At 43.6% G+C, this 16,792-nt stretch carries 15 protein-coding genes; 14 read left to right on the top strand and 1 reads right to left on the bottom strand.

The features are described from left to right. Positions 1-14 precede the first annotated feature (14 nt). Complete coding sequence (alaS, locus tag GOM47_RS03485) at positions 15-2,633, top strand: alanine--tRNA ligase (RefSeq protein ID WP_235081094.1); 2,619 nt, start codon at positions 15-17, stop codon at positions 2,631-2,633. 87 nt (positions 2,634-2,720) lie between these two features. On the opposite strand, the gene GOM47_RS03490 is transcribed toward alaS, so the two are convergent. Beyond that, a complete protein-coding gene (locus GOM47_RS03490) occupies positions 2,721-4,169 on the bottom strand; it encodes an alpha-amylase (RefSeq protein ID WP_235081095.1) in 1,449 nt (482 codons plus the stop codon). Between the two features lie 272 nt (positions 4,170-4,441). Here GOM47_RS03490 and GOM47_RS03495 point away from each other — a divergent pair, with 272 nt between their 5' ends. From GOM47_RS03495 to GOM47_RS03555, 13 genes are all read left to right on the top strand, one after another. Further along, on the top strand, positions 4,442-5,605 hold the full coding sequence (locus tag GOM47_RS03495; protein ID WP_235081096.1) for a class I SAM-dependent rRNA methyltransferase: 1,164 nt from the start codon (positions 4,442-4,444) through the stop codon (positions 5,603-5,605). Beyond that, a complete protein-coding gene (aroD, locus tag GOM47_RS03500; protein WP_235081097.1) occupies positions 5,602-6,279 on the top strand; it encodes a type I 3-dehydroquinate dehydratase in 678 nt (225 codons plus the stop codon). The genes GOM47_RS03495 and aroD overlap by 4 nt, the downstream gene beginning before the upstream one ends. Beyond that, on the top strand, positions 6,269-7,123 hold the full coding sequence (locus GOM47_RS03505; RefSeq protein WP_235081098.1) for a shikimate dehydrogenase: 855 nt from the start codon (positions 6,269-6,271) through the stop codon (positions 7,121-7,123). Before aroD ends, GOM47_RS03505 begins: the two co-directional genes overlap by 11 nt. A gap of 18 nt (positions 7,124-7,141) precedes the next feature. Then, entirely contained in the window at positions 7,142-8,209 is a 1,068-nt protein-coding gene (aroB, locus tag GOM47_RS03510) for a 3-dehydroquinate synthase (RefSeq protein WP_235081099.1), read from the top strand. Between the two features lie 9 nt (positions 8,210-8,218). Then, positions 8,219-9,385, top strand: a complete 1,167-nt coding sequence (aroC, locus tag GOM47_RS03515) for a chorismate synthase (protein WP_235081100.1) — start codon at positions 8,219-8,221, stop codon at positions 9,383-9,385. A gap of 9 nt (positions 9,386-9,394) precedes the next feature. Further along, positions 9,395-10,498: a prephenate dehydrogenase gene (locus GOM47_RS03520; protein ID WP_235081101.1), complete on the top strand. Its 1,104-nt coding sequence runs from the start codon at positions 9,395-9,397 to the stop codon at positions 10,496-10,498. 10 nt (positions 10,499-10,508) lie between these two features. Then, positions 10,509-10,847: a YlbF/YmcA family competence regulator gene (locus tag GOM47_RS03525; protein ID WP_235081102.1), complete on the top strand. Its 339-nt coding sequence runs from the start codon at positions 10,509-10,511 to the stop codon at positions 10,845-10,847. A 90-nt stretch (positions 10,848-10,937) separates the two neighbouring features. Next, on the top strand, positions 10,938-12,221 hold the full coding sequence (aroA, locus tag GOM47_RS03530) for a 3-phosphoshikimate 1-carboxyvinyltransferase (protein ID WP_235081103.1): 1,284 nt from the start codon (positions 10,938-10,940) through the stop codon (positions 12,219-12,221). Next, complete coding sequence (locus tag GOM47_RS03535) at positions 12,214-12,690, top strand: shikimate kinase (RefSeq protein ID WP_235081104.1); 477 nt, start codon at positions 12,214-12,216, stop codon at positions 12,688-12,690. Before aroA ends, GOM47_RS03535 begins: the two co-directional genes overlap by 8 nt. After that, positions 12,687-13,535 carry a prephenate dehydratase gene (gene pheA, locus GOM47_RS03540; protein ID WP_235081105.1) on the top strand — a complete coding sequence of 283 codons (849 nt, stop codon included), beginning with the start codon at positions 12,687-12,689 and terminating at the stop codon, positions 13,533-13,535. The genes GOM47_RS03535 and pheA overlap by 4 nt, the downstream gene beginning before the upstream one ends. Next, positions 13,532-14,824, top strand: coding sequence for an LCP family protein (locus GOM47_RS03545; protein ID WP_235081106.1), 1,293 nt, complete (start codon positions 13,532-13,534; stop codon positions 14,822-14,824). The genes pheA and GOM47_RS03545 overlap by 4 nt, the downstream gene beginning before the upstream one ends. 147 nt (positions 14,825-14,971) lie before the next feature. Next, positions 14,972-15,808, top strand: coding sequence for a LicD family protein (locus tag GOM47_RS03550; protein WP_235081107.1), 837 nt, complete (start codon positions 14,972-14,974; stop codon positions 15,806-15,808). Continuing rightward, the gene (locus GOM47_RS03555; protein WP_235081108.1) at positions 15,805-16,773 is read left to right on the top strand and encodes a glycosyltransferase family 2 protein; all 969 of its coding nucleotides are present in this window, start codon (positions 15,805-15,807) and stop codon (positions 16,771-16,773) included. Before GOM47_RS03550 ends, GOM47_RS03555 begins: the two co-directional genes overlap by 4 nt. Positions 16,774-16,792 lie beyond the last annotated feature (19 nt).

Below are 16,792 nucleotides of genomic sequence, written 5' to 3' on the forward strand. Positions count from 1 at the left end.
AATAAGGAGATATTATGAAACAACTATCTAGTGCTCAAGTTCGCCAAATGTGGCTGGATTTCTGGGCAAGCAAAGGCCACTCTGTAGAACCATCAGTTAGCTTGGTTCCAGTAAACGACCCAACTCTTTTGTGGATTAACTCAGGAGTGGCAACTCTTAAGAAATACTTTGACGGGACTATCAAACCTGAAAATCCACGTATCACCAATGCGCAAAAGGCTATCCGTACCAACGACATCGAAAATGTCGGAAAAACTGCGCGTCACCATACTATGTTTGAAATGTTGGGGAACTTCTCTATCGGGGATTACTTCCGTGATGAAGCCATCACTTGGGCTTATGAGCTTTTGACAAGCCCAGAATGGTTTGACTTTCCAGCTGAAAAACTTTACATGACTTACTATCCAGACGATAAGGATTCTTACAACCGTTGGATTGAAGTAGGAGTGGATCCAAGTCACTTGATCCCAATCGAGGATAATTTCTGGGAAATCGGTGCTGGACCTTCTGGACCAGATACAGAGATCTTCTTTGACCGTGGAGAAGCCTTTGATCCAGAAAATATCGGTATTCGTCTTCTTGCAGAAGATATCGAAAACGACCGTTACATCGAAATCTGGAATATCGTTTTGTCACAATTTAACGCAGACCCTGCTGTTCCTCGTAGCGAGTACAAGGAATTGCCACACAAGAACATTGATACGGGTGCTGGTTTGGAGCGTTTGGTGGCGGTTATCCAGGGGGCTAAGACTAACTTTGAAACAGACCTCTTTATGCCGATCATCCGTGAAGTTGAGAAATTGTCTGGTAAGGTCTACGACCAAGATGGCGACAACATGAGCTTCAAGGTTATTGCGGACCACATCCGTTCCCTTTCATTTGCCATTGGGGATGGTGCCCTTCCAGGAAATGAAGGCCGTGGCTATGTCCTTCGTCGTCTTCTCCGTCGCGCTTCCATGCACGGTCAAAAATTGGGCATCAACGAGCCTTTCCTTTACAAACTCGTTCCAACTGTTGGAAAAATCATGGAAAGCTACTACCCAGAAGTCCTTGAAAAACGTGACTTTATCGAGAAAATTGTTAAGAGTGAAGAAGAGTCATTTGCCCGTACCCTTCACTCAGGTCAACACTTTGCGGAAACCATCGTAGCTGACTTGAAAGCGAAAGGTCAAAACGTTATCGCGGGGCAAGATGTCTTCAAACTCTACGATACTTACGGTTTCCCAGTGGAACTGACAGAAGAAATCGCTGATGAAGCTGGTGTGACTGTAGACCGTGAAGGTTTTGAAGCAGCCATGAAAGAGCAGCAAGAACGTGCGCGTGCGTCTGCTGTCAAAGGTGGATCTATGGGTATGCAGAATGAAACCCTTCAAAACATCACTGTAGAAAGTGTCTTCAACTACAATGCTAGTCAATTGCCTTCTAAATTGCTTGCTATCGTGGCTGACAATGCTGAAGTTGAAGCTGTTTCAGAAGGAACTGCCTCTCTCATCTTTGCAGAGACTCCGTTCTACGCGGAAATGGGTGGACAAGTAGCTGACCACGGTCAAATCTTGGATGCTGCAGGAAACCTTGTTGCTACTGTGACAGATGTTCAAAAAGCACCAAATGGACAACCACTCCATACCGTTGAAGTTCTTGCTCCTCTTGCTTTGAATCAAGAATATACCTTGGCAATCGATACTAATCGTCGTCATCGTGTCATGAAAAACCACACAGCCACTCACTTGCTCCATGCGGCCCTTCATAATATCCTTGGCCACCATGCGACACAAGCAGGATCTCTGAACGAAGTAGAATTCCTTCGTTTTGACTTCACACACTTCCAAGCAGTGACTCCTGAAGAATTGCGTGCCATTGAACAACAGGTCAATGAGAAAATCTGGGAAGCAATTGCTGTAGAAACTGTTGAGACAGATATTGACACTGCTAAAGAAATGGGCGCTATGGCTCTCTTTGGTGAAAAATACGGTAAGGAAGTTCGTGTTGTGACTATCGGCGATTACTCAGTTGAGCTTTGTGGTGGTACCCACGTTGGCAACACTTCTGAGATTGGACTCTTCAAGATTGTCAAAGAAGAAGGTATCGGATCAGGAACTCGCCGTATCTTGGCGGTGACTGGTAAGGAAGCCTTTGAAGCCTACCGTGAGCAAGAAGACGCTCTTAAAGCTGTCGCAGCAACCTTGAAAATACCGCAAGTCAAGGAAGTTCCTCACAAGGTAGAAGGACTTCAAGAACAACTTCGTCAACTTCAAAAGGAAAATGCAGAATTGAAAGAAAAAGCCGCAGCCGCAGCTGCAGGTGATGTCTTCAAGGATGTGAAGGAAGTCAACGGCTACCGTTACATTGCGAGCCAAGTTTCTGTATCAGATGCTGGTGCCCTTCGTACCTTTGCGGATAACTGGAAACAAAAAGACTACTCTGACTTGCTTGTTTTAGTTGCAGCTATCGGAGACAAAGTCAATGTCCTTGTCGCAAGCAAGACGAAAGATCTTCATGCAGGAAACCTTGTCAAAGAATTGGCACCAATCGTCGATGGACGTGGTGGTGGTAAACCAGATATGGCCATGGCAGGAGGAAGCAACCAAGCTAAAATCCAAGACTTGTTGGATGCCGTAGCAGGTAAATTGTAAGACAATGAAGATCTATCCATTTGGGTAGGTCTTTTTGTGCATACAAAAAAGCCAAATCCGGTTGGATTTGACTTGTACCTGATAGGTTTATTTTGCTGCCCAGACACTGACTGAAGCCGCTGCTACTGGAAATTCTCCATAACCATCAGCATTGATTGTAACTTGTGCTGGATGATTTTCAAGGAGGTCAATAAAGGTTTGGTCAGCCCATTCTTGACCGACAAACATGGATTTGCTGTTTTCTTGGTCATTTGAGATAAGGACAGCGATTGGTGATTGGTTTTCAGCACCTGAACGAACCCATCCGATACAGTTGGCATCATCAAAGTAGTCTGTTTGCTCTCCATAGGCCCTGTCTTTTCGGATGGCTAGGAGACGATCAAGAACTTCTTTGAAATCTTGTTGAGCAAATTGCCCAGAAATACCATAATAGTCTCCGTAAAAGACACATGGAAGCCCATCTTGGCGTAATAGAATAAGGGCATAGGCTGCTGGCTTGAACCATTCTTCAACAGTAGACTCAAGGGCTTGTCCTCGTTGAGTATCATGGTTGTCGACAAAGGTTACAGCCTTATCGGGTTTTAGTTCAACCAAGCTATCTGTGAAAATGTTACGAAGATCGTAACTTGCTCCAGCTTGACTGGCTTCAAAGAGATTCTGGTGGAGGCGAACATCGACAAGGTCAAAGCGTTCTTCTGTTTTTTCAAGATAGTCTAGGTTGGCTTCCTTGTCAGGGTTCCAAAATTCTCCGAAAACATAGAAATCTTGACCGTATTTTTCCTTCATATCACGGATGAAATTGCCCATAAAGAAGGAGTCGATGTGCTTAACGGCATCCAAGCGGAAACCAGCTACACCAGTCGTTTCCATGAACCAGTCAGCCCAGTCATAGATATTTTGGATGACTTCAGGATGTTTAAAGTCTAGGTCGGCATACATGAGGTAGTCGTAGTTACCGTTTTCGTTATCGACCAATTCCTCGTTGGCCCAGCCCTTATTGTCCCCTTGAATCAGATAAATCCCAGACTTACGGCGCTTTGCATCATAGTCAGTACCTGTAAAGTGGTACCAGTGCCATTCAAAGTCATTATAGGTTTTCTGACGTCCATCAAAAGTGAAGTGGGTCCAGCCGTTGATAGTAAAGGGCTCACTTAATTGAACGGTACGGTCCTCAGGGTCCACTTCAATAACCTGAAAGGCTTCCATGTGATCGGCTGCAGCCTTGTGATTGAGCACCACATCGGCCATAGGTTGAATTCCCTGTGCTTTTAGGGCTTGAATGGCTTGAAGATAGTCTTCTTTAAACCCATACTTGGTGCGGACAGTCCCTTTTTGGTGAAATTCGCCTAGGTCAAAAAGATCGTAAACACCATAGCCGACATCTTTTTCGTTGGTTGCCTTGAAGGCAGGTGGCATCCAGACATGGCTGATACCAAGGTTTGCTAGGTGCTCTGCATCATTTGTCAGTCGCGTCCAGTGTTGGCCGTCATGAGGCAGATACCATTCAAAGTATTGCATAAGTGTGCGATTTTGCATTGTTTTTCCTCTTGCTTATCAATGTTGTGTTTTATTCTACCATAAAGTTTAGAACTAGGCAAACGTTTGCGCAAGATTCTATACTCATTTATGATTTTGTCTATTTTTAGCGCGTGGAAACTCTCCTTCCATCACAAGGGAAAGGATGTTTTGGTGAAAAAGTAAATGGCATATACTTATTTTAACAAAAATGACACTCAGTAAACTAAAGTACAACTGGTTAAACGGTTTCTTTTTTGAGAATTGTCACAAAATTTGCTATAATAGTAGCTATGAATAGAATTAGAGTCAGCAGACGTGTTGAAAAAAAGCTAGCTAAGGGTCTAGTTCTTTTGGAAGCGAGTGATTTAACAGATATTGAACTGATAGATCAGGCAGTAGAAGTTCTTAGTCAAGACGGGAAGTTTTTAGGGAGTGCCTATCTTTCTCAGCAGAACAAGGGAATCGGCTGGTTCATCAGCAAGGAAAAGGTTCGTTTCAATCAAGCCTTTTTTGAATCTCTGTTTCGTAAGGCCAAGGAAGCTAGAAAGCCTTATTATCAAGATGACTTGACCACTGCCTTTCGCCTTTTTAATCAAGAGGGGGATGGTTTTGGTGGTCTGACTATTGATCTCTATGGAGATTATGCTGTTTTTTCTTGGTACAACTCCTTTGTTTACCAGATTCGTGAGCTGATCGTAAAGGCTTTTAAGGAAGTTTTTCCTGAGGTCTTGGGGGCTTATGAGAAGATTCGTTTTAAAGGTCTAGACTACGAGTCTGCCTATGTTTATGGTGAGGAAGCGCCAGATTACTTTACTGTTCTTGAGAATGGGGTACTCTATCAAGTCTTTATGAATGATGGCTTGATGACAGGGATTTTCCTAGACCAGCATGAGGTTCGTGGGAGTCTGGTTGACGGTCTAGCTATGGGCAAATCTTTGCTCAATATGTTTTCCTATACGGCTGCTTTTTCTGTTGCTGCAGCTATGGGAGGCGCTAGTGAGACGACTTCTGTCGACTTGGCCAAACGGTCTAGAGAACTATCAGAAGCTCATTTTCAGGCAAATGGACTCAGCACGGACAATCACCGTTTTATCGTCATGGATGTCTTTGAGTACTTCAAGTATGCTAAGCGAAAAAGTTTGACTTATGATGTGATTGTTCTGGATCCGCCTAGCTTTGCTCGTAATAAAAAACAAACATTTTCTGTGGCGAAGGACTATCACAAGTTGATTTCCCAGAGCCTAGAGATTTTAAATCCGGGAGGGATTATCATTGCCAGTACTAATGCTGCCAATGTTTCCCGCCAGAAATTTACAGAACAAATTGATAAAGGTTTTGCAGGAAGAAGGTATCAGATTTTAAACCAATATGGTCTTCCAGCAGACTTTGCCTATAATAAAAAAGATGAAAGCAGTAATTACCTCAAGGTGATTAGTATGAAGGTTAGTAGATGAAATTAGTCGTTTCAGTAATGCCAAGAAGTTTAGAGGAAGCGCAAGAACTGGATGCCACTAGGTATGAAGATGCCGATATCATTGAGTGGCGTGCGGACTTTCTTACAAAGGACGCTATTTTACAGGCGGCACCTGCTATTTTTGAAAAATTTGCAGGACGCGAACTGGTCTTTACCCTTCGAACTCGCGCTGAGGGAGGAGAAATCGAACTTTCTTCTGAAGAGTATGTTCAAATCATCAAAGAAGTCACCCAACTCTATCAGCCGGATTATGTGGATTTTGAGTATTTCAGCCACAAGGATGTTTTTGAGGAGATGTTGGATTTTCCAAATCTGGTCTTGAGTTATCACAATTTCCAAGAAACACCTGAAAACATGATGGAAATCTTGTCTGAATTGACCAGCTTGACTCCAAAAGTAGTGAAGGTATCAGTAATGGCAAATACAGCTCAGGATGTTTTGGATCTGATGAATTATACGCGAGGTTTCAAGACACTCAATCCTGAGCAAGAGTACGTGACTATTTCCATGGGGAAAATTGGTAAGGTTTCGCGTATCACTTCAGATGTGACAGGTTCTAGCTGGTCTTTTGCTAGCATGGATGCGGCCAGTGCACCAGGCCAGATTTCTCTATCAAGTATGAAAAAAATCAGGGAGATTCTGGATGAAGCTTGATGGCTATACACGCATGGCGGCTGTCGTTGCAAATCCAATAAAACACTCTATGTCACCATTCATTCACAATAGTGCCTTTAAAGCGACTGCTACTAATGGTGTCTATCTAGCTTGGGAAATTGAAGCAGGTGACTTGGCAGAAACAGTCGCTAATATTCGCCGTTACCAGATGTTTGGGATCAATCTCTCCATGCCTTACAAGGAGCAAGTGATTCCTTATCTGGATGAGTTGAGTGATGAGGCTCGTTTGATTGGGGCGGTCAACACAGTTGTTAATCAAGACGGAACGTTAATTGGATATAATACAGATGGCAAGGGATTCTTTAAGAGCTTGCCTTCTTTTACAATCTCGGATAAGAAAATGACCATTCTGGGAGCAGGTGGTGCGGCCAAGTCCATTTTGGCTCAAGCTATTTTGGATGGCGTCAGTCAGATTTCAGTCTTTGTTCGCTCAAGTTCTATCGAAAAAACAAGACCTTATCTGGACAAGTTACAGGAGCAAACAGGCTTTAAAGTGGACTTGTATGCTTTAGAAAATGTTTCTGAACTGCAATCAAGGATTGCTGAGTCGGACCTGCTCGTCAATGCGTCTAGTGTGGGAATGGACGGTCAGTCGTCCCCAGTTCCAGAAAGCATCAATTTACCAGAAACTCTCTTGGTCGCAGATATCATTTACCAACCCTTTGAAACGCCATTTTTGAAATGGGCTAAAAGTCAGGGCAATCCAGCCGTTAATGGTCTGGGAATGTTGCTCTATCAAGCTGCAGAAGCTTTTCAACTGTGGACAGGTAAGGAAATGCCGACAGATGAGATTTGGCAGTCCTTAACAGAAAAATATAAATAGTGAAAAGGAGACCCTACTATGAAAATCAGAATCGATATTCCGCATCATTCTTATGATATTCAGATTGAAAAAGGTTGTCTGGCTCAGGCTGGTCAATGGTTGCGAGAACTCTGGCAACCTCAAAAGGTAGTCATTGTGACAGATAACCATGTAGCTTCTCTCTATGCAGAGAAGGTTAAACTCAGCCTAGAAGATGCTGGTTTTCAGGTAGCTGTTTTTGACTTCTTAGAAGGCGAAGAACGAAAAAATTTAACCACTGTTCAGAAAGTCTATGAGTTTCTAGTTAAGCAGGGTTTGACTCGTAGCGATGGAATCGTGGCTCTTGGTGGTGGTGTCGTTGGGGACTTGGCTGGTTTTGTGGCCTCTACCTATATGCGGGGCATTCACTTTGTTCAGATTCCGACTAGTTTGACAGCCCAGGTTGATTCTTCTATCGGTGGAAAGACAGGTGTTAATACTCCATTTGCTAAGAATATGGTGGGGACTTTTGCCCAACCAGATGGGGTTCTGATTGACCCGCTTGTCCTTGAAACACTCGGGAAAAGAGAGTTGATTGAGGGAATGGGTGAGGTTATCAAGTACGGCTTGATTGAGGATCCAGAACTGTGGGCTCTCTTAACGGAACTAGATGGTTCTGTAGAGAGCATACTTGAACATGCAGAGACTTTGATTGAACATTCTTGTCAGGTGAAGCGCAAGATGGTGGTTGAGGATGAGTTGGACAATGGTGTTCGCCTCTACCTCAATTTTGGGCACACTATTGGTCATGCTATCGAAGCAACGGCCGGTTATGGCAAGGTCATGCATGGTGAGGCTGTGGCCATGGGTATGGTACAGATTTCCAAGGTTGCTGAGGAAAAAGGTCTTATGCCAGAAGGAATAACCCAGTCCATTAGAGAGATGTGCCAGAAATTTGGTTTGCCAGTTGACTATGAAAACTGGGATGTTGACAAGCTTTATCAGGCTTTGACTCATGACAAGAAGGCGCGTGGCAACACCTTGAAATTGGTCTTGGTACCAGAGCTTGGTTCAGCGACCATTCACCCAGTTTCTCTGGAAGAGATGAAAGACTACTTGGTAAAATAAGGAGAACGTATGAGATATTTAACTTCAGGAGAATCACACGGTCCGCGTCTGACGGCAATTATCGAGGGAATTCCAGCTGGACTTCCTTTGACAGCTGAGGATATTAATGGGGACCTTAAACGCCGTCAGGGTGGCTACGGTCGTGGTGGTCGTATGAAGATTGAGAGTGACCAGGTTGTCTTTACTTCGGGCGTTCGGCACGGGAAGACGACAGGGGCTCCCATTACCATGGATGTCATCAACAAAGACCACAAAAAATGGCTAGATATCATGTCTGCAGAAGACATCGAAGACCGCCTCAAAAGCAAGCGGAAAATCACCCATCCTCGTCCAGGTCACGCCGACTTGGTAGGGGGCATCAAGTACCGTTTTGATGACTTACGAAATTCCTTGGAGCGGTCATCTGCCCGTGAAACCACCATGCGAGTTGCAGTTGGAGCGGTAGCCAAACGTCTCTTAGCTGAGCTGGATATGGAGATTGCCAACCACGTTGTGGTCTTTGGTGGTAAGGAAATCGATGTACCTGAAAATCTGACAGTAGCTGAGATTAAGGAACGAGCTACCCAGTCTGAAGTTTCTATTGTCAACCAAGAGCGAGAACAAGAAATCAAGGACTATATTGACCAAATCAAACGTGACGGTGATACCATCGGTGGGGTTGTGGAGACAGTCGTCGGAGGTGTTCCAGTTGGCCTTGGTTCTTATGTCCAATGGGACAGAAAATTGGATGCGAGATTGGCTCAGGCAGTTGTCTCTCTCAATGCCTTTAAAGGGGTGGAATTTGGTCTCGGCTTTGAAGCTGGTTACCTCAAAGGCAGCCAGGTCATGGATGAAATTCTCTGGTCTAAAGAAGAAGGCTATACTCGTCGTACCAATAATCTAGGTGGTTTCGAAGGTGGTATGACCAATGGACAACCCATCGTTGTCCGTGGTGTCATGAAACCCATTCCCACTCTTTATAAACCACTTATGAGTGTGGATATCGAAACCCACGAACCTTACAAGGCAACTGTGGAGAGAAGTGATCCGACCGCACTTCCAGCAGCAGGTGTGGTCATGGAAGCTGTTGTGGCAACGGTTCTGGCACAAGAAATCCTTGAAAAATTCTCATCAGATAATCTTGAGGAATTAAAAGAAGCGGTAGCTAAACACAGAGACTATACAAAGAACTATTAAGGAGTCCTTATGGCAAAAACCATCTATATCGCAGGTCTTGGTTTGATTGGTGCTTCGATGGCCCTAGGTATCAAGCGTGATCATCCAAATTGTGAAATTTTGGGTTATAATCGCAGTCAGGCTTCGAGAGACATTGCCTTAGAGAGGGGGATGATTGACCGTGCGACGGATGATTTTGCCAGTTTCGCTCCTCTGGCAGATATCATTATTCTGACCTTGCCAATCAAGCAGACCATTGCTTTTATTAAGGAGCTGGCAGATTTAGACTTGAAAGAAGGCGTCATTATCTCGGATGCGGGCTCAACCAAGTCAGCCATTGTGGATGCAGCGGAGAAGTATTTGGCTGGCAAGCCTGTTCGCTTTGTTGGGGCCCATCCCATGGCTGGTAGCCACAAAACAGGGGCTGCCTCTGCGGATGTTAATCTCTTCGAAAATGCCTACTATATCTTCACACCTTCGAGCCTGACAGGTCCTGAAACACTTGAGGAAATGAAGGATCTGCTTTCAGGCCTTCATGCTCGTTTTATCGAGATTGATGCCAAGGAGCATGATCGAGTCACTTCTCAGATTAGTCATTTTCCTCATATTCTGGCTTCCAGTCTCATGGAGCAGACAGCAATCTATGCTCAAGAACATGAACTGGCAAGACGCTTTGCGGCGGGTGGATTTCGAGATATGACTCGGATTGCGGAGAGTGAGCCAGGTATGTGGACTTCCATTCTCTTGTCTAATCGTGAGACCATTCTAGAGCGAATTGCGGATTTTAAGGAGCGCCTAGATGAGGTTGGACAAGCCATCAGCAAGGGAGATGAAGAGCAAATCTGGAACTTTTTCAACCAAGCGCGTGCGCAACGGCAGGCTATGGAAATCCATAAGCGTGGTGGTGTTGATAGCTCTTACGACCTCTATGTCGACGTTCCCGATGAAGAAGATGTCATCTTGCGGATTTTAGAATTGCTACGTGGAACTTCCTTGGTCAACATTCACATCAACGAAGAAAACCGTGAGGATATTCACGGGATTCTACAAATTTCCTTTAAAAATGCTCAAGATTTAGAACGAGCCGAGCATCTCATAACAGAAAATACCGACTACACAGTCGTTGTCAAATAAGGAGAAAATCATGTCAAACATTTACGATAGTGCAAACGAACTCAGTCGCGGACTACGCGAATTACCAGAGTACAAGGCGGTTAAGGCGGCAAAAGATGCCATCCAAGCTGATGCACAAGCTAGCAAGATTTTTGCAGACTACCTCGCTTTCCAGCAAGAAATCCAAGTCATGGCGCAAACGGGACAAATGCCAGACGCCTCTTTCCAAGAAAAGATGCAGTCTTTCAGTAAGCAAATCCAAGAGAACGCTCTTTTGTCAGATTTTTTTGCCAAACAGCAACAATTGTCTATTTACCTTTCAGACATTGAAAAAATTGTCTTTGAACCTGTTTCAGAATTATTGAAATAGTATTTTATCTGTATAAAAGCCAGAAATTTCAAGAATTTCTGGCTTTTTTGTGATAAAATAAGAAAAAGTATTGCAAGTATGAGGTCAACTATGAAACTAAGAACAAACATTCGCCACTTACATGGCAGTATCCGGGTTCCAGGTGACAAGTCTATTAGCCATCGTTCGATTATTTTTGGAAGTTTGGCTGAGGGCGAGACTAAGGTTTATGATATTTTGCGTGGCGAGGACGTGCTTTCGACTATTCAAGTTTTTCGTGACCTTGGTGTTGAAATAGAAGATAAAGACGGTGTGATTAGTATTCAAGGTGTTGGAATGGATGGCTTAAAAGCTCCGCAAAATGCCTTGGATATGGGTAATTCTGGCACCTCGATTCGCCTGATCTCAGGTGTACTTGCTGGTGCAGATTTTGAAGTAGAGATGTTTGGAGATGATAGTCTTTCTAAACGTCCTATGGATCGCGTGACGATTCCACTGAAAAAAATGGGCGTTAGCATTTCAGGGCAAACCGAGCGAGACCTGCCCCCTCTTCACTTAAAAGGGACGAAAAACCTTACACCTATTCACTATGAGTTGCCAATCGCCTCTGCTCAAGTTAAGTCTGCCTTGATATTTGCAGCCTTGCAGGCTCAGGGGGAGTCCGTTATTATCGAAAAAGAGTGTACCCGTAATCATACCGAAGATATGCTTCAGCAATTTGGTGGTCATTTAAGTGTGGACGGCAAGAAAATCACAGTCCAAGGACCACAAAAACTGACCGGACAAAAGGTAGTTGTTCCAGGAGATATTTCTAGCGCTGCCTTTTGGTTGGTCGCTGGATTGATTGTGCCAGATTCTCGTGTGGTGCTGCAGAATGTGGGCATTAACGAAACTCGCACTGGAATCATTGATGTCATTCGCGCCATGGGAGGAAAACTCGAAATAACTGAAATCGATCCAGTCTCTAAATCTGCAACCCTGACTGTTGAGACTTCAGACCTGAAAGGAACAGAGATTGGTGGATCCTTGATTCCACGTTTGATTGATGAATTGCCCATTATTGCCCTTCTCGCGACACAAGCGCGAGGTGTAACGGTCATCAAGGATGCTGAAGAACTCAAGGTCAAGGAAACCGATCGCATTCAGGTCGTGGCAGATGCCTTAAATAGCATGGGAGCGGACATCACCCCCACAGCAGATGGGATGATTATCAAAGGAAAATCCGCCCTTCATGGCGCTAGAGTCAATACGTTTGGTGACCATCGAATTGGAATGATGACAGCCATCGCAGCCCTCTTGGTTGCTGATGGAGAAGTGGAACTTGACCGTGCTGAAGCCATCAATACCAGCTATCCTAGCTTCTTTGATGATTTGGAGAGCTTGATTCATGGCTAAGGTATTACTCGGATTTATGGGGGCAGGCAAGTCGACAATTGCTATAGGATTGGACCCAGACTACATCGATATGGATGCCTTAATCGAGGAACGTTTGGGCATGTCCATTGCGAAATTTTTCGCCGAAAAAGGAGAAGAGGCCTTTCGTCAGGTGGAGTCAGAAGTTCTAGCTGATTTACTAAAAAGGGACCGAGTTGTGTCAACTGGCGGAGGAGTTGTCATTTCTCAGAGAAATCGCGACTTGCTCAAGACCAATCCTGATAACATCTATCTAAAAGCAGATTTTGAAACCCTCTACCAACGTATCGCAGCTGACAAGGACAACCAGCGCCCGCTTTTTCTCAACAAAAGTAAAGAAGAACTAGCAGCTATTTTTCAAAAAAGACAGGCCTGGTATGAGGAAGTAGCCAGTCGGGTTTTGGATGTGACCAAGCTAAGCCCAGAGGAAATTATAGAGGAACTGAGATGAAAATTGCCTATCTAGGTCCCAAGGGATCTTTTTCGCATCATGTTGTGCAGACAGCATTTCCCAAAGAGGAATTGCAGGCTTTTGCCAACATCACAGATGTTATCAAGGCCTATGAACAAGGCTTGGTGGACTATTCGGTGGTGCCAGTTGAAAATTCCATTGAGGGAAGTGTGCATGAAAGCTTGGACTATCTTTTTCATCAGGCGGACATTCAGGCTGTTGCAGAAATAGTTCAACCCATTCATCAGCAACTGATGGCAGTTCCAGGTCAGTCAAAAATTGAGAAGATTTTTTCTCATCCTCAGGCTCTGGCTCAGGGAAAGAAATTCATAGAGGAGCATTATCCAGAAGCCCAGCTTGAAGTGACGGCAAGTACAGCTTATGCAGCTCGCTTTATCTCGGAACATCCAGACCAGCCTTATGCAGCCATTGCTCCTAAAAGTTCAGCTGAAGAATATGGCTTGGAATTAATTGCAGAGGATATTCAGGAGATGGAAGCCAATTTCACACGTTTTTGGGTGTTAGGGGCAGAGATACCGATGATTCCTTTGAACTCGCAAGCTGAAAAAATGAGTTTGGCCTTAACCTTACCGGACAATCTTCCCGGTGCCCTCTACAAGGCACTTTCAACCTTTGCTTGGCGAGGTATTGACCTAACCAAGATAGAAAGTCGCCCTTTGAAAACAGCCTTGGGAGAATATTTTTTCATTATTGATGTGGATTATAGTGCGAAAGAGCTGGTTCATTTTGCCAGACAAGAACTAGAAGCAATTGGAATCCAGTACAAGATACTGGGAACCTACCCTATTTTCACCATAAGGGACCTAGGAAAGGAGAGCCTATGAGCAAAGAAAGCCTTTTAAGTCATCATGAGCAGTTACGCTATGACTATCTCTTCAAAAATATTCATTACCTCAACGACCGTGAACGGAGGGAGTTTGATTATCTGCAACAGAAAATGGCAGGTCCCAAGTCTGAAGTTCACCATTTCTACCAAGAAGAAAAAGAAGAAACTTGGGGTAGAGATATTGATCTTCCGACTTATGGCAGTAGAAGTCGATCTAAGAGACGTGAAAAGGTAACTCCTCTGCCTAAAGTCAAAAAGAAAAAAAGAAGAATTCGCTTCAAACGAATACTGACTTGGCTCTTGCTGTTGATTACATGTGTGGCTGCGGGCATGATTATTATGTTTCTTCGAGGTTTTCAGTCGGCAACTACTAGCAATAAGCCAGCTGATGCAAAAGCGGCACAAGTACAGGTGTTTAATGGTCAAGATACTAAAGACGGGGTGAATATCCTAATCATGGGGACAGATGGCCGTATTGGTCAAAATAGTGCAGAAACTCGCACAGACACGATTATGGTATTGAATGTTAGTGGTTCGGATAAGAAAATCAAGCTAGTTAGCTTCATGCGTGACAACCTAGTCTATATTGATGGCTACAGCCAGATTGTGAATGGCAAGAAACAAATGGATAATAAACTCAACGTAGCCTATGAACTTGGGGAGCAGGAGGGGCAAAAAGGAGCAGAAATGGTCCGCAAGGTTCTAAAAGACAACTTTGATTTGGACATTAAGTACTATGCTCTAGTGGATTTTCAGGCCTTCGCAACTGCGATTGATACACTATTTCCTGATGGAGTGACTATAGACGCTAAGTTTTCAACGTTAAATGGCCAGCCTCTAACAGAAGCTACAGTTGGAGATGACCTACATGCAACAGAAACGGAATCACCAACTCAAACTATTAAAGTTGGGAAACAGCAGATGAATGGCTCGACCTTGCTCAACTACGCTCGTTTCCGTGATGATGATGAAGGAGACTATGGTCGTACCAAACGTCAGCAGCAAGTCATGTCAGCTGTTCTTGAGCAAATCAAAGATCCAACCAAACTCTTTACAGGATCAGAAGCACTTGGAAAAGTTTTTGGAATGACTTCAACCAATCTACCTTATACTTTCCTACTGACTAATGGTTTGTCAGTTATCGAAGGCGCACAGAATGGTATTGAAAGACTCACAGTGCCAGAACTTGGCGATTGGGTAGATGCCTATGATGTCTACGGAGGACAAGGCCTACTTGTCGACCAAAACAAATACCAGACTAAACTCTCCCAAATGGGAATGAGATAAGATGTAAATAAATGAAAATCAAAGCTTCATTCACTGGTGAAAAGAGTGGATTGGGCTTTGATTTTTTACGGTATCTGATGGATTTTTAAGGCTTTTTTATGGTATAATAAAACGATATAACTCGTTATTGGACAGAAGAGGAGAGACATGAGTGATTTGAAAGCGATTCAGGCTCGTAGTCTGGAAATGGCTGAATATTTTGTCGCATTTTGTAAAGAACATAATTTGTTGTGCTATCTCTGTGGTGGTGGGGCTATTGGTACCCTTCGTAATAAGGGTTTCATTCCTTGGGATGATGATTTAGACTTTTTCATGCCTCGCAAAGATTATGAAAAATTAGCAGAACTGTGGCCTCGTTATGCAGATGAGCGTTATTTCTTGTCAAAGAGTCACAAGGATTTTGTAGACCGTAACCTTTTTATTACCATTCGTGATAAGGAAACAACTTGTATCAAGCCTTATCAGAAGGATTTGGATTTGCCCCACGGTTTGGCTTTGGACGTTTTACCTTTGGATTATTATCCGAAAAATCCAGCTGAGCGTAAGAAACAGGTTCGCTGGGCCTTGATTTATTCACTCTTTTGCGCCCAAACTATCCCAGAAAAGCATGGTGCAGTCATGAAATGGGGAAGTCGTATCTTACTCGGTTTGACTCCCAAATCTCTACGTTATCGCATTTGGAAAAAAGCTGAAAAAGAAATGACCAAGTATGGTCTGGCTGAGAGCGATGGAATCACGGAATTATGCTCAGGTCCTGGCTACATGAGAAACAAGTACCCAATCGCATCCTTTGAAGATAATCTCTTCTTGCCATTTGAAGGGACTGAGATGCCCATTCCAGTGGGCTATGATGCCTATCTCAGCACTGCTTTTGGGGACTATATGACACCGCCACCAGCGGACAAGCAAGTACCGCATCATGATGCTATTATAGCGGACATGGACAAGAGCTACACAGAGTATAAGGGAGAATATGGAGCATGATGGGAGAAAGAATAAGCGTTATCGTTCCAGTCTACAATGTAGAAGCCTATTTGGAGCGATGTGTGGAGTCGATTCTTCAACAGACTTATGCCCATTTTGAGTTAATCCTAATCAACGATGGTTCTACTGATTCTAGTGGACAGATCTGTGATCACTTAGCATCTCAGTATGAGAATATCAAGGTTTATCATATCGAAAATGCTGGAGTTTCAAATGCTAGAAATATGGGAATTCAGCTAGCGACTTGTTCTTGGGTTACCTTTATTGATAGCGATGATTTCGTTACCCAGGATTACCTAGCTACTTTAGCAAGTGCAGTTGAAGGGTTGAATGTAGGCTTTGTAATTGCTCCTCTGCACCATGTCAAAAACGGCATTGTAACAGACTTACCTCCACATTCTGGAAAAACAGAACTCTGGTCAACAGAAGAAACCATGAAGGAACTACTGATGACTACTAGAACTTCATTTTTTCCAGTCGCAAAACTGTTTAAGAGAGACCTGCTTGCGGATGAAAAGTTTAATACAAATTATCACCTAGCTGAAGATGCCTTATTTTTAACTGAATTGCTACTAAAGACAAGATGTAGTAGCGTATTTATTGACAAACCAATTTATTATTATGATCATCGTGAGGGAAGTGCAACAACATCTGTTAATCAGCATGTGTTTGACACGATAGAAGTTTATAAGCACATAATTGCTCAAGTATCACAAGCTTTTCCTGATTTAAAACCTGAATTGAAAAATAGAGAATGTTGGTCGTACATCACAGTTTACGATAAAATTATCTTTACTTCATCTGAACAGTACCAAAAGGAGAAAGCCGAACTACGAACTTGGATTGTTCAGCATCGACACGAAATATGGAAGGATGCTTATTTTACTAGATTTCGCAAGATAGCAGTTCTATCACTTGTCTTTTCTCCATGGATTTATAAGAAAATTGTTGGATTAAAAAACTAATATCATGAGAAGGAGTTGA

The sequence above is a fragment of the Streptococcus oralis genome (assembly GCF_021497945.1).
Taxonomy (GTDB): domain Bacteria; phylum Bacillota; class Bacilli; order Lactobacillales; family Streptococcaceae; genus Streptococcus; species Streptococcus oralis_BR.